Below are 13,724 nucleotides of genomic sequence, written 5' to 3' on the forward strand. Positions count from 1 at the left end.
CGGCGGCGCCGGCGCCCCTTGTCGCAGGGGCACCGGCGCCGTGGGACAGGGGTCCTATCCGAGGGCCTTGTCGGCGTCGGCGAGGCTGTCCCTGCCGACGGTGTCGGCGACCGTGGCCACGGTGCCGTCGACGCTCAGGTCGCCGAGGGTCTGGTGATCACCCAGTACCTGGTGGTCACCGGTGTGGGTGGGACTGATCGCCGCGACGACGAACCCGGTGGCGAGGGAGGCGATGGCCATCATGCTGCGCTTCTTCATGCCCGGCTCAACTGCGGGACCCGGGCCGGGGTCACGCCTCTCCCGGACATGGGCTCGACCGGCGGGCCCGTCCACGCCGGCCGGCCGCCCCCTCACCCCTTCGTCGACCCCAGGGTCAGCCCCGCGATGAAGTGCCGCTGGAGGAGCAGGAAGACCAGGATCGTCGGCAGGGCGACCAGGACCGAGCCCGCGGCCAGGAGGTTGTAGTCGGTGAAGAACTGGCCGCGCAGGTTGTTGAGCGAGGAGGTGATGGGGAGCTTGTCGGGGTTGGAGATGAAGATGAGGGCCCAGAGGAAGTCGTTGTAGATCCAGGTGAACTCCAGGGTGGCCAGGGCGGCCAGGGCGGGGCGGCACAGGGGCAGGGTGATGCGCCAGAACTGGGTCCACACGCCCGCGCCGTCGACGACCGCCGCCTCCAGGATCTCCTGGGGCAGCGTCCGCATGAAATTGGCGAGGACGAAGACGCAGAACCCCGTCTGGAAGCCGACGTTGACGACGATGACGGCCCAGTAGGAGTCGTACATGGTCAACGAGTCGGACATCCACCACGGCAGCGGGATCTTGTTGAAGAGGACGTAGAGGGGCGTCACGATCACCTGTTGCGGCAGCAGGTTGCCCGCGGTGAAGAACATCAACAGGACGATCCCGCCGCGCAGTTTGAGTCGCGACACCGCGAAGGCCACGAACGACGCCAGGAAGAGCGTGACGACGACCGCCGGGACCGCGATCATCAGGGTGTTGGTGAAGTACTTGCCCATGCCGGACTCGGTGTAGGCCCGGCGGTAGTAGTCGAGGGACAGATGCTTCGGCCAGGAGAGATAGCCGTGCTGCGCCGTGTCCTCGTACGGCCGCAGACTGGCGTAGACGGCGAGCAGCAGCGGGGCGAGGAAGGCGAGGGACACCGCCGAGAGGAAGAGGTGGACGCCCCAGCGGCCGCGTCGGCGCGATGACTTCGCGGCCGGTGCGGCGGGGGTGGCCGGGCGGCGCACCGGTGCGGTGGTGCGGATGTCTGCGGTCATCGCTCGCGCGCACCTCGCAGCTCTTGGACCAGGAACGTCACGATGAATCCCAGCGACACGACGAGCAGGACGACGGCGATGGCCGAGCCGAAGCCGATCCGGCTGGCCTCGCCGATGATGTTCTCGGTGATCAGGACGGAGAGAAGTTCCAGGCCGTTGCGGCCCTTGTTGACGGCGTAGACGATGTCGAAGGCCCGTAGCGCCTCGATCACGGTGATGACGCCGACGATGACGTTGACCGGCCGCAGGGTCGGCAGGACCACGCGGAAGAAGGTCTGGCGCTCGTTCGCGCCGTCGATCGCGGCGGCCTCCTTGAGCTGGGGGTCCACGGCCTTGAGGCCGGCGAGATAGAGGATCATGACGTAGCCGACGTGCCGCCAGCCGGCCGCGATCATGATCATCCAGAGGTTGAGATGGGAGTCGCCCAGCCAGTCGATCGGGTCGTCGTGGTTGTTCAGGATCGTGTTGATCACACCCTGGTCGGTGCCGAGGATCAGCTGGGCGATGAAGCCGACGATGGCGAGCGAGAGCACGACCGGCATGTAGAGGACGGACTGGTAGAAGCGGCTGAAGCGGACGCCGCGGTCGATGAGGACGGCCAGAAACAGGCCGAAGGGCGTGGCGATCAGGCCGAGGAAGAGCAGCCACAGGACGTTGTGGCGGACGGCAGGCCAGAACGGCGGGTAGTTGTCGGCGAGGTTCCGGTAGTTGTCCAGGCCGACCCAGTGGATGGAGCCGATACCGTCCCAGGCGGTGAAGGACAGGCCGATCGAGGCGAGCGTCGGCCCCCAGACGATGGCGATGTCGAGCAGGATCGGTATGCCGAGCAGCACGCCGAGGACGACGGCGTCACGGCGGGTGAACCGCCTCAGGCGCCGCCGTCGTCCCGCGCGCCGTGGAAAGGTGAACGCCACGGAAGATTTCCCCCAGTGATCGACGCAACCCGGTGACCGGCGGAGCCTGCTCAGCCGACGGGCTGCGAGAAGATGGTCTTCTTCTGCCGCTCGATGCTGTTGCACAGTCCGTCGACGTCCTTCGGATTGCCGATGAAGTCCTGGATGGACTGGATCATCACGGTCGAGGCGAAGTCGGGCCGGGTGTCGCGGTCGAGGAACTGCGAGATCTGCTTGGCGCTCGAGACCAGACCGGCGGATTTCTTCTGCAGGGCGCTGTAGCCGGAGGTGTCCGCGCCCGAGTTGACGGCCACGTTGTTGGGGTCGTACTTCAGATAGGTGTTCTCGGCCTCGGGCTTGCCCAGCCACTTGAGCAGGTCTTTCGCGCCGGTGACGTTCCTGGACTTCTTGGCCACGAGGAAGCCGTCGATGGGTGCCTCCACCGCGTCCTGGCCCCACTGCGGGTCGATCTCCGGGAAGGCGAAGAAGTCGATGTCGTCCCGCTCGTTCGCCGGGAACTGGGTGCCGGGATGCGGCATCCCGAACACCGCCATACCGGTCTTTCGCTGCTGCAGGCTCTGCCCGGCCTCCTCCCAGGTCCGGCCGAGCGCGCCCTTCTGGTAATAGGGCATGAGTTCACGCCAGGTGTCGAACACGTTCTTCACCTTGGTGTCGGTCCACGATTCCTCGCCCGCCATCAGGGACTTGTGGAAGTCGTAGCCGTTCAGCCGCAGATTGATGTAGTCGAAGGTGCCCATCGCGGGCCAGCCGTCCTTGTCGCAGAAAGCGACCGGATTTCCGTCCTTCTGCATCTGCTTCGCGAGGGCGATGAAGTCGTCCCATTTGGTGGGCTGTTGATAGCCCTTCTGCTGGAACAGGCTCTTGCGGTGGAATACCGCCCACGGATAGTAGTAGTACGGCACGAAGTACTGTTTGCTGTCGTGCGTGGACTGCGCCTTGAGCGCGTCGGAGAATCCCGAATAGGTGCTCCAGACGTCGCTGATGTCCGTCAGCAGTCCCTTTTCCGCGAAGTACTGCATACGGTAGCCGGCGAACCACATGAAGACGTCGTCGGGTGTGCCCTGCAGATAGCGGTTGATGTTCTCCTGGAAGTCGTTGTGGTCCTTGGTGTTGACCTTCACCTTCTTCCCGGTCTTCTTCTCGTACGCCCGGAAGGCCGCCGCGTACGCCGTCTTCGGCACGGGGTCCGAGGCGTTGGAGCCGACGGTCACCTCCTTCTTGTCGCCGCCGGGCCCGCTGCCGCACGCCGACAGCAGCGCGGGCAGCGTGACCGCGCCGGCGCCAAGGGCCGCACCCCGTAAGAGACTTCGCCGGGACATCGGATGACCTGCCCTACCCTTGGACTGGGCCAACTGATTGAACGAGGACTGTGCCATGGGTCCCTCCCGAGGGTGCCACCCCACACAACCGAACGCGTGGCTTGGATCTCACCCCCATGTAGCCTCAGCGTCAAGGGTTCTGACGGGATATCGAACAACTGTTACCTCCTCCCTTCCACCACAGTCAGACACGTCCTACCGTAAACGCACACGGGTGACGAGGACATGACGTCATCCAACCTTTCGCGTGCTCGGAGGAACGTAACGATGCGTCGCCTTCACCCCCACACCCCCCACACGACCCGCCGAAGAGTGGCCGGAGCGCTCACCGCGGGGCTGCTGTGCGCGGCCGGACTCGCCGTGCCGGCCCTGGCCGCCCCCACCGCCGGGACCACCGCCGGGACCACCGCGCCGGCCCTGGCCGACGGACTCGCCCTCACCCCTCCCATGGGTTTCAACAACTGGAACTCCACCCACTGCCGTGCCGAGTTCAACGAGTCGATGGTCAAGGGAATCGCCGACCTGTTCGTCGAGAAAGGCCTCAAGGACGCGGGCTACCAGTACGTCAACCTGGACGACTGCTGGGCCCTGCCGAACCGGGACGCGGACGGGAAACTCGTCCCCGATCCGGTCCGTTTCCCGAACGGGATCAAGGCCGTCGCCGACTATGTGCACTCCAAGGGCCTCAAGCTCGGCGTCTACACCAGCGCCGGCACCAAGACCTGCAACAGCGCGGGCTTTCCGGGCGCGCTCGGTCACGAGTACAGCGACGCCCGGCAGTTCGCCGACTGGGGCGTCGACTATCTCAAGTACGACAACTGCAACAACCAAGGTGTAGACGCCAAGTCGCGTTACACGACCATGCGCGACGCCCTCAGGGCGACCGGCCGTCCCATCGTGTACAGCATCTGCGAATGGGGCCAGAACAATCCCTGGGAATGGGCCGCGGACGTGGGCCATCTGTGGCGTACCACCGGTGACATCAGTGACAACTGGGGCTCGATGCTGGGCATTCTGAAGAAGAACCTGCCCCTCGCCCCGTACGCCGGACCCGGCCACTGGAACGACCCCGACATGCTGGAGGTCGGCAACGGCGGTATGACCGACACCGAGTACCGCTCCCACTTCTCGATGTGGTCGGTCATGGCCGCCCCACTGCTCATCGGCTCCGACCTGCGCAAGGCCTCCCAGGCGACCTTCGACGTCCTCGACAACAAGGAGGTCATCGCCGTCGACCAGGACCCACTGGGCAAGCAGGGCACGGTCGTCTCCTCCGACGGCGGCCGCTGGGTCGTCGCCAAGGAGATGACGGACGGCAGCCGAGCGGTGGCCCTCTTCAACGAGACCGGCACCGCCCAGCACATCTCCACCGACGCCGAGGCCGTCGGCCTGCCCCACGCCCCCGCCTACACCCTGCGCGACCTGTGGCAGCACCGGAGCTACAACACCGCGGGCACCATCTCGGCGACCGTGCCCGCCCACGGCACGGTTCTGGTCCGGGTCTCCGCCGACCGCCGGTGGGCCGCGCATCCGCCGGCCGTCGAACTCGGCCTGGACGGCAGCCCATTGGTCGAGGCGGGCAAGCCGGCCGCACTGACCTCCGTGGTCACCGACCTGGGCCGCACACCCGCCCTGCGTGTCTCGGCGCACCTCACGGCACCCGAGGGCTGGACGGTGAAGGCGACCTCACGAACCACCTCCGCCCTCCTGCCGACCGGCCGGTCCCTGCGCACCGGGTGGTCGGTCACCGCACCGGCCGGGACGCCGACAGGGTCGTACGACCTGACGCTCAAGGCGAGTCACCGCTCCCCCACCGGCGTCCGTGTCGACAGCGTGCTGCCGCTCACCGCGTCCGTCGTGGCACCGCCGCCCTCCGGCACCTCCGGGCTCGGGGATCTGCCCTGGCTGTCGGCCACCAACGGCTACGGCCCCGTCGAGCGGAACACCAGCAACGGCGAGAGCGCGGCCGGCGACGGCCATCCCCTCACCATCGGCGGGGTGGTGTACGCCAAGGGCCTCGGCGTGCACGCGGAGAGCGCCGTGGAGTACTACACCGGCCGGGCCTGTACGACGGTCACCGCGGACGTCGGTGTCGACGACGAGAAGGGCACCAAGGGCACCGTCGCCTTCGCGATCTGGGCCGACGGCAGGGAGGTCGCCTCGACGGGGGTGCTGACCAACGCGATGCCGGCCCAGAGCGTCAGCGCGGACGTGACGGGCGCCCAGGTGGTCCGTCTCGTGGTCACCGACGGCGGGGACGGCATCGACTCCGACCACGCGGACTGGGGGAACGCACAGTTGAGCTGCTGAACCCCGACGAGCCGCCGAGCCCGGATCGCGGAACCCGATCCGGGCCCGGCGGCCGGTTGAACGTTCCTTCTGTCGGGCTCCGTCAGACCACGGCCGTGTCCGCCCGCTTGGCGAGCGCGGCCGCGGCCGCCCCCACCAGTCCGGCGTCCGTGCCCATCTGGGCGGGCGTGATCTCCAGGCGCCGCACGAAGGAGAGGGTCGCGTAGTCGCCCAACGCCTTGCGCAGCGGCGTGAACAGGACGTCGCCCGCCTTGCCCACTCCCCCGCCGATGACCGCGATGTCGATCTCGACGAGGGTCGCGGTGGCCGCGATACCGGCGGCCAGCGCCTGGGCGGCCCGTTCGAACGAGGCCACGGCGACGGGGTCCCCCGCGCGGGCGGCGGCGGCCACCGCGGCCCCGGAGGTGTCGCCGTCGGGGCCGGGCAGCCAGCCGTTCTCCAGCGCGCGGCGGGCGATGTTGGGCCCGCTCGCGATGCGCTCCACACAGCCGCGCGAACCGCACGGGCACGGGTCGCCGTCCAGATCGACGCTGATGTGGCCGATGTGGCCTGCGTTGCCGGTGGGGCCGGGGTGCAGCTGGCCGTTGAGGACCAGGCCGCCGCCGACGCCCGTGGAGACCACCATGCACAGCGCGTTGTCATGACCGCGCGCGGCGCCCTGCCAGTGCTCGGCCGCCGTGATCGCGACGCCGTCGCCGATCAGCTCGACGGGCAGCCCGCCGGCCGCGTCCCTGACCCGCGCCACGAGCGGGTAGTCGCGCCAGCCCGGCACGTTCACCGGACTCACGGTGCCCGCGGAGGCGTCCACGGGGCCGGCGCTGCCGATGCCGAGGGCCGTGGCGCCCGCCCACAGGGGCGAGGCCGTCAGCTCGCCGACGACCTCCTCCACGGCACCCATCACGGTGTCGCCGTCCTCCTGAGCGGGCGTCGTGCGCTGCGCGCGCACCAGGATCTCGCCATGGCCGTCCACCAGCGCTCCGGCGATCTTGGTGCCGCCGATGTCGAGCGCGGCCACGAGGTCGGTGTGCATCAGTGTCGGATCTCCCGGTCAAACCATCGGATCCCCGTCGGCCAGGGGGAATGTTCCCCCTTCAACCACGGAGAAAGGCGGGCCGGTCTCGCGGTGGGGGCGCAGGCCGGAGATTGCGATGGACAGTCTCTCGCGCATATGACAACGTTGTCCAGGCTCTATGCTCAACGCCACATCCTCATACAAGCTCATGGTCCGACGCATCCCCATGGACAAGAGTCGCCAAGACCCGTGGCCGAGACAGGACAGGACAAGCGCATCGTGCCCGAGACCGCCCGCCGCACAGACCGCCTCACCGCAGCTCGTTACGGCAATCGTCCGACCATGAAGGACGTCGCCGCGCGCGCCGGAGTCGGCCTGAAGACCGTCTCCCGTGTGGTCAACGGCGAACCCGGAGTCACCCCGGAGACGGAGCGCCGCGTCCAGGAGGCCATCGACGCGCTCGGCTTCCGCCGCAACGACAGCGCCCGCGTCCTGCGCAAGGGCCGCACCGCCAGCATCGGCCTGGTCCTGGAGGACCTCGCGGACCCGTTCTACGGCCCCCTCAGCCGCGCGGTCGAGGAGGTGGCCCGCGCGCACGGCGCCCTGCTGATCAACGGCTCCAGCGCCGAGGACCCGGAGCGCGAGCAGGAGTTGGCGCTCGCGCTGTGCGCCCGGCGGGTGGACGGCCTGGTGGTGATCCCGGCCGGTGACGACCACCGCTATCTGGAACCGGAGATCAAGGCGGGCGTCGCCACCGTGTTCGTGGACCGTCCCGCCGGTCAGATCGACGCCGACGTGGTCCTGTCGGACAACTACGGCGGCGCCCGCGACGGCGTCGCCCATCTGATCGCCCACGGCCACCGGCGGATCGGCTTCATCGGCGACATGCCCCGCATCCACACGGCCGCCGAGCGACTGCGCGGCTATCGCGCCGCCATGGAGGACGCCGGCATACCGGTAGAGGACTCCTGGATGTCGCTGGGCGTCACCGACCCGCAGCGGGTGCGCCGCGCCGCAGAGGACATGCTCGCCGGTCCCCGGCCCGTCACGGCCGTCTTCGCGGGCAACAACCGGGTGACCGTCACCGTGGTCCGCGTCCTCGCCGAGCAGAGCCGCCGTACCGCCGTCGTCGGCTTCGACGACTTCGAGCTCGCGGATCTGCTTCAGCCGGGGGTTACGGTGGTGGCACAGGACGCGGCCGCGATCGGCCGTACCGCGGCGGAGCGGCTCTTCCGCCAGCTGGACGGCGACCTGATCACCCCGGAGCGCATCGAACTGCCGACCCGGCTGATCACCCGGGGGTCGGGCGAGCTGCCGCCGGCGGACTGAGCGGCTCGTGGAGTACCTGGAGGACCGTACGCTCGAAGCACTGGGCCTCGCCGAGGCACCGCGCGACCATCCGCTGCTCTATCCGGGCGAATGGCCGGCCGGGTCCGCGCTGCTCGACGGCGACCTGCTGCTCCCCCTCGACCGTCTGGTGCACGAGGACCGCACCCCCGTGCTGGCCGTCGGCTCCAACGCCTGCCCGGGCCAACTGCGCCACAAGATGGCCGAGTCCGGGATCAGCTCGCCCGTCCCGATGGTGCGAGCCCGGGTGACCGGCGTCGGCGTGGGCGTCTCCGCGCATGTGAGCCGCCTCGGGTATGTGTCCGCGTCTCCCTTCGAAGCCCCGGACGCCGTGCGGGAGTTGTTCCTCACCTGGCTCGACGCCGAGCAGCTCGCGGTGATCGACGCCAGCGAGGGCGTACCGCTGCCGCACGGCAACTACCGGCGCGCCTGGCTGCCGGCACCCGAGGTGCGGTTCGAGCTGGAGGACGGCACGCGACTGCCGGGCGCGTACGTGTACGTCAACCGGCGTGGCGTGCTGCACGACGGCACGGGTGCGCCGCGCGGGCATCCGGGGCAGCGGCAGCTCATCACCGAACTCCTCGTGGGATCGGCCCGGTTGAGGGAGCTGTTCGGCGTGACACCCGAGGAGTTCTGCGCCCGGGCCCGCGCGGACTCGCGGCTGTGCGAGCGGGGCAGCCGGGTGTTCGCCGAGGAGAAGCTGGTGACGGAGTCCGGCCTGGAGAGGTTCGTGGAGGTTCCGCGAACCGGGGACCGGCGGACCGGGGACCGGCGGACCGGGGGTCAGCAGACCGGAAGTCCGGGGACCGGCTCGTCGTTGTTGCCGCCGCGGATGTAGACGTCGCTGACGTAGACGTTCGTGTTGCCGCTGTCGTCGTCCGTCCTCGCCCACCAGACGTTGGTCCACTGGCCGTAGGTCTCGCGACGGCCCAGGTTCTGCTGGCAGTAGAAGTAGTTGGTGCCCGCGTTCAGGATGCCGGCCTCGGTGCCGGAGGCGGTGTAGGACTTCGCGGTGCGCCAGACCGTGCAGTTGTACTTGCCGCCGCCTATGGAGGTGCAGGCAGGGGCCGCGCTGGTCTCGCTGCCACCGCCCGTCGTACCGCCGCTGCCGCCACCGTTGGTGCCGCCCGCGGACGTCCCGCCCGTCCCTCCGGTCCCGCCACCGCCCGTGGTGCCGCCGCCCGAGGACTTCGTCGGGGCTGAGGTGGGGGCACCGTCGGTGGGTGTGGCCGAGCCCTTGCCGTCGGCCGTCGCCTTCGGGGCCGGGGGCTTCTTGTCTCCGTGTTCCGTGGGCTTGGCGCCGCCGGAGTGGTCGGCGTCGGTCCGGTCGGACTCGGACGCGGAGGCCTGGGCGCTCGTACGGGTCGAGGAAGGGCCGGCGTCGGCCGACGTGTTCCCCGAGTGCAGCAGAGCGGCGGTGCCTCCCCCCGCGGCGAGGACGACGGTGACGGCCGCGGCGGCGAGCAGGACACGGCCCTTGCGGCGCGGGGAGGCGGAGGCGGAGATGGCCCCGGTCGGTGCCGAGGCGAGTTCCGGCACCGAACCATGGGAGACGGCCGGTCCGAAGCCGGGCGCGGCCGAGGCTGAGGTCTGAGCACCCCCGAAGCCGGGTGCGGCCGAGGCTGAGGTCTGAGCACTCCCGAAGCCGGGTCCGACCGGACCTACGGACTGACCGGGCCCGAACCCGGGTGCGGCCGACTCCGCGGACTGAGGGGGTCCAGAACCGGGCGCCCCCGACTCCGCCGACCGAGTGGGTCCGAAGCCGGGTGCGGCCGACTGGCCGGATCCGAAGCCGGGCACCCCCGACTCCGTCGACTGGCCGGATCCAAAGCCGGGCGCCCCCGACTCTGGAGTCTGAGCGGGTCCGGAACCGGGCGCCGCCGACGCCGACTTCTGCGTGGGCCCGAAGCCGGGACCCGGAGGTGTGGTCGGCTGCCCGGAATCTGAGCCGTGCGCCGCTTGGCTGGGTGCCTCACCGGCGACTGCCCACTGTGCCGCCTGCCCCTGTTGCCCGCCGGGGCCGGTCTCCCGCCCCAGCGCCCCCGACTGCCCCTGCTGCCCACCGGAGCCCGCACCCTGGCCGGCCTGGCCCCACTGCCCGCCGGAGCCCGCACCCTGGCCCGCCAGGGCCTGCCGCCCGCCCGGGCCGGTCTCCTGGCCCTGTTGCCCGCCCGGGCCGGTTTCCTGGCCCGGATGGGGGTGCTGCCCTTGCTGTGTCTCCGGGCTGAGTTGTGGAGTTGTCGGGGCCGTACCCCGTTCGGCGGGGGTGACCGGCTTCGGGAGGAGGAAGTCGGTGGGGAGGGGCGGGCCGGTGCGCTGCGTCCGAGGTGCTTCGCCACCGCGCAGCGTCGTCGTCGGTGTGTCCGTGTCGCCCGCGTCCGCCACCGCCTGGAGCAGGGCGCGGGCCTGTTCGGCCGCGGGGCGGGTCTCGGGGCGTTTGTCGAGGAGACGTCGGAGAACGGGGGCCAGCGGTCCCGCGTGCTCCGGCTCGGTGAGGGGTTCGGTGACGATCGCGGTGAGCGTGGAGTACGTCGACGTACGCCGGAAGGGCGAGGTGCCCTCGACGGCCGCGTACAGCGTGGCGCCCAGGGCCCAGACATCGGACGCGGGGCTCGCGTCGGCGCCCTGGGCGCGCTCGGGCGCCAGGTAGTCGAGGGAGCCCACGAGGGCGCCGCTGCGGGTCAGATGGGTGTCGGCGCCGTCGCCCGGGTCCTCCATGGCCGCGATGCCGAAGTCCGTGAGGAGGACTCGCCCCGACCGTTCGAGCAGGATGTTGCCGGGCTTCACGTCGCGGTGCAGGACGCCGGCCCGGTGGGCGGCGGCCAGCGCCTCCATCACCTGGGCGCCCATCCCGGCCGCCTCGTGCGGGCCGAGGGTGCGCTCGCGCAGAACGGCGTCCAGGGAGGGTCCGTCGACCAGCTCCATGACGATCAGCGGGCGTCCGTCGACCTCGGTCACGTCGTGGACGGCGACGACGCCGGGGTGCCGTACCCGCGCCGCCGCCCGCGCCTCGCGCTGCATCCGCAGCCGCAGATCGGCGAGTTCGGGGCCGTCGGCGTCGCTGTAGGTGCGCAGCTCCTTGACGGCGACCTCGCGGCCCAGCACCTCGTCGACGGCTCTCCAGACCACGCCCATGCCGCCGCGCCCGAGTTGGGCCACGACGCGATAGCGCCCCGCCAGCAGCCGACCGGTCCCGTCGCCCTGGTTGTTCCCGCCTGAGGACTCCCCCGAAGTCACTGCCCGCCCCGTTCCTGTGACATGTCAATGCGTGCGCTACAGATTACGGGGCGGGGGTGACAACGCCAGCCGACGGTGACTCCTGTGACGGGCCCGCTACTTGGCGGACGCGGTCAGATCGCCGCGCCGGGGCGACGCGAAGCCCTCCAGCTCCGCCCGGGTCAGTCCGGTCAGGCGGGCCACCTCGGCGATGTCGAGGGCGCCGCAGTCCAGACCGCGCAGCAGATAGCCGCTGAGGGCCTTGGCGGTCGCGGGCTCGTCCATGACGTCACCGCCGGTCCGGTTGGCGTACCGGGCGAGTCGGGCGGCCGCCTGCTCGAAGCCCTCGCGATAGAAGGCGAAGACGGCCGCGTACCGGGTGGGGATGTGACCGGGGTGCATGTCCCAGCCCTGGTAGTAGGCGCGGGAGAGGGCGCGGCGGGTGAGGCCGTAGTGCAGCCGCCAGGCGTCGTGCACCTTCGCGGTCGGGCCGACGGGCAGCACGTTGGTGGAGCCGTCCGAGACCCTGACCCCGGTCCCCGCCGCCGCGACCTGCATGACCGCCTTGGCGTGGTCGGCGGCCGGGTGGTCGCTGGCCTGGTAGGCGGCGGAGACGCCGAGGCAGGCGCTGTAGTCGAAGGTGCCGTAGTGGAGGCCGGTGGCCCGGCCCTCGGCGGCCTGGATCATCCGGGCGACGGTGGCGGTGCCGTCGGTGGCCAGGATGGACTGGCTGGTCTCGATCTGGATCTCGAAGCCGATCCGGCCGGGTTCGAGGCCGCGCGCCTTCTCGAACTCCTCGAGGAGCCGCACCATGGCGGTGACCTGTTCGGCGTACGTCACCTTGGGCAGGGTCAGCACCAGCCCGTCGGGCAGCCCGCCGGCCTCCATCAGCCCGGTGAGGAAGATGTCGAGGGTGCGAATGCCCCGGTCGCGTACCGGCGCCTCCATGCACTTCATGCGGATGCCCATGTACGGGGCCGCGGTCCCGTTCTCGTACGCCTGCGCGATCAGGCGGGCCGCCCGGGCCGCCGTCGCGTCCTCCTCGGCGTCCGGGCGGGGGCCGTAACCGTCCTCGAAGTCGACGCGCAGGTCTTCGATCGGCTCGCGCTCCAACTTGGCGCGCACGCGCGCGTGGACGGGCTCGGCGAGTTCGTCGGACAGGCCGAGAACGGCGGCGAAGGAGGCGGCGTCCGGGGCGTGCTCGTCGAGGGCCGAGAGAGCCCGGTCGCCCCAGGAGCGAATGGTGTCGGCGGCGAAGGCGTCACCGGGCACGTAGACGGTGTGGACGGGCTGGCGGGTGCCGGGGTCGCCGGGGTAGCGGCGCGCCAGCTCGGCGTCGACGGGGGCGAGGGAGGCGCTGATCTCCTCGCTGACGGCGCCCGCGAGGCTCGTAGACACCTTCTCCTGCTGGCCCTGACCCATCCCATACCCTCCGGTTTTCCGCTCTACGGAATCAACAATCCGTAGAATGAAGGTATCCGCGCACCGTCGGGCTGGTCAACACCGTGTCCACGGCCGACCGCGCCCCGAACTGGGCATGTTCGGGCACCACGTACACCCGGGTATCACACTGCTCGACGCACAACTCCCCCCACGCGCGACTCGCCCGACCCGTGCGACCGAAGGAGCCCCTGTGCCCGATCAGCGCCGAGTCACCCGTCGTCTGGGCCTGAAGGCCTTGCTGGCCGCGATGGTCACCGTGCCCCTCTCCAGCGCCGCCGCGATCTCCTCCCCGACCGGCTCGTCCGCCTCGACACAGGCACCCCGGGTGCTCCGCGCCCCGCTCACGGGGCACCAGACGCCTCCCCTGCGGGTGATGACCTTCAACCTGCGGTACGCCAGCACCGAGGAACCCAACAGCTGGGCCGACCGCCGCCCTGCGACGGGCCGTCTGCTGCGGCGGGCGGCCCCGGACGTCTTCGGCACCCAGGAAGGCCTCTACCAGCAGCTGCGCGACATCCAGTCCGCCCTCGCCCCGCACTACGCGTGGATCGGCACCGGCCGTGAGCGCGTCAGCGGCGACGAGTCCACGGCGATCTTCTACGACACCCGCCGTCTGGTCCCCGTCCAGCACGACACGTTCGCCCTCTCGGACACCCCGGACGTGCTCGGTTCGGAGACCTGGGGCGGGGACACCCCGCGTACGGCCACCTGGGTCCGGTTCCGCGACCTCGACGACCTCGGACGCGAGTTCTACGTCCTCAACACCCATCTGGACAACGCGAGCCAGTACGCCCGGCCGTCTTGGCGCCCGGGACCAGCGACTTGATCGTCGCCACGGACACGCTGCCGCAGGGGGCGGGGGAGGCGTCGTACGACTTGGTCACGG

The 13,724-nt window shown here is 70.6% G+C and carries 11 protein-coding genes; 4 read left to right on the forward strand and 7 right to left on the reverse strand.

The genetic code is table 11. The annotated features are described in order from the left end of the window. Positions 1–54: 54 nt before the first annotated feature. From ABZT17_RS38760 to ABZT17_RS38775, 4 genes are all read right to left on the reverse strand, one after another. Positions 55–258, reverse strand: coding sequence for a hypothetical protein (locus tag ABZT17_RS38760; protein ID WP_356356364.1), 204 nt, complete (start codon positions 256–258; stop codon positions 55–57). A gap of 92 nt (positions 259–350) precedes the next feature. Continuing rightward, on the reverse strand, positions 351–1,277 hold the full coding sequence (locus ABZT17_RS38765; RefSeq protein ID WP_356356366.1) for a carbohydrate ABC transporter permease: 927 nt from the start codon (positions 1,275–1,277) through the stop codon (positions 351–353). After that, positions 1,274–2,191: a sugar ABC transporter permease gene (locus tag ABZT17_RS38770; protein WP_356356368.1), complete on the reverse strand. Its 918-nt coding sequence runs from the start codon at positions 2,189–2,191 to the stop codon at positions 1,274–1,276. The genes ABZT17_RS38765 and ABZT17_RS38770 overlap by 4 nt, the downstream gene beginning before the upstream one ends. Positions 2,192–2,241: 50 nt before the next feature. Continuing rightward, positions 2,242–3,510: an ABC transporter substrate-binding protein gene (locus ABZT17_RS38775; protein WP_356356370.1), complete on the reverse strand. Its 1,269-nt coding sequence runs from the start codon at positions 3,508–3,510 to the stop codon at positions 2,242–2,244. Positions 3,511–3,777: 267 nt separating this feature from the next. Here ABZT17_RS38775 and ABZT17_RS38780 point away from each other — a divergent pair, with 267 nt between their 5' ends. Next, positions 3,778–5,820 carry an NPCBM/NEW2 domain-containing protein gene (locus ABZT17_RS38780; RefSeq protein ID WP_356356372.1) on the forward strand — a complete coding sequence of 681 codons (2,043 nt, stop codon included), beginning with the start codon at positions 3,778–3,780 and terminating at the stop codon, positions 5,818–5,820. A gap of 82 nt (positions 5,821–5,902) precedes the next feature. On the opposite strand, the gene ABZT17_RS38785 is transcribed toward ABZT17_RS38780, so the two are convergent. Next, entirely contained in the window at positions 5,903–6,850 is a 948-nt protein-coding gene (locus ABZT17_RS38785; RefSeq protein ID WP_356356374.1) for an ROK family protein, read from the reverse strand. Between the two features lie 261 nt (positions 6,851–7,111). Here ABZT17_RS38785 and ABZT17_RS38790 point away from each other — a divergent pair, with 261 nt between their 5' ends. Then, positions 7,112–8,161 carry a LacI family DNA-binding transcriptional regulator gene (locus tag ABZT17_RS38790; RefSeq protein WP_356356385.1) on the forward strand — a complete coding sequence of 350 codons (1,050 nt, stop codon included), beginning with the start codon at positions 7,112–7,114 and terminating at the stop codon, positions 8,159–8,161. A 16-nt stretch (positions 8,162–8,177) separates the two neighbouring features. Next, positions 8,178–9,017: a hypothetical protein gene (locus tag ABZT17_RS38795; RefSeq protein WP_356356387.1), complete on the forward strand. Its 840-nt coding sequence runs from the start codon at positions 8,178–8,180 to the stop codon at positions 9,015–9,017. Here ABZT17_RS38795 and ABZT17_RS38800 read toward each other — a convergent pair. Together ABZT17_RS38800 and ABZT17_RS38805 are read right to left on the reverse strand one after the other, a co-directional pair. Beyond that, positions 8,963–11,416, reverse strand: coding sequence for a protein kinase (locus ABZT17_RS38800; protein WP_356356375.1), 2,454 nt, complete (start codon positions 11,414–11,416; stop codon positions 8,963–8,965). The genes ABZT17_RS38795 and ABZT17_RS38800 overlap by 55 nt on opposite strands. A gap of 96 nt (positions 11,417–11,512) precedes the next feature. After that, on the reverse strand, positions 11,513–12,817 hold the full coding sequence (locus tag ABZT17_RS38805) for an aldolase/citrate lyase family protein (protein ID WP_356356377.1): 1,305 nt from the start codon (positions 12,815–12,817) through the stop codon (positions 11,513–11,515). Between the two features lie 211 nt (positions 12,818–13,028). On the opposite strand from ABZT17_RS38805, the gene ABZT17_RS38810 reads away from it, so the two are divergent. Further along, positions 13,029–13,664 (forward strand): hypothetical protein, encoded by a 636-nt coding sequence (locus ABZT17_RS38810; RefSeq protein WP_356356379.1) that lies wholly within the window; start codon positions 13,029–13,031, stop codon positions 13,662–13,664. The last annotated feature ends 60 nt before the right edge of the window (positions 13,665–13,724 follow it).

Source organism: Streptomyces sp. NPDC005648 (assembly GCF_040605395.1).
Classification (GTDB): Bacteria; Actinomycetota; Actinomycetes; order Streptomycetales; family Streptomycetaceae; genus Streptomyces.

What these genes read in the sequence shown, in the direction of transcription:
- ABZT17_RS38760 (WP_356356364.1), bottom strand. Translation starts at nt 258, where the DNA reads ATGAAGAAGCGCAGCATGATGGCCATCGCCTCCCTCGCCACCGGGTTC.
- ABZT17_RS38765 (WP_356356366.1), bottom strand. Translation starts at nt 1,277, where the DNA reads ATGACCGCAGACATCCGCACCACCGCACCGGTGCGCCGCCCGGCCACC.
- ABZT17_RS38775 (WP_356356370.1), bottom strand. Translation starts at nt 3,510, where the DNA reads ATGTCCCGGCGAAGTCTCTTACGGGGTGCGGCCCTTGGCGCCGGCGCG.
- ABZT17_RS38780 (WP_356356372.1), top strand. Translation starts at nt 3,778, where the DNA reads ATGCGTCGCCTTCACCCCCACACCCCCCACACGACCCGCCGAAGAGTG.
- ABZT17_RS38785 (WP_356356374.1), bottom strand. Translation starts at nt 6,850, where the DNA reads ATGCACACCGACCTCGTGGCCGCGCTCGACATCGGCGGCACCAAGATC.
- ABZT17_RS38805 (WP_356356377.1), bottom strand. Translation starts at nt 12,817, where the DNA reads ATGGGTCAGGGCCAGCAGGAGAAGGTGTCTACGAGCCTCGCGGGCGCC.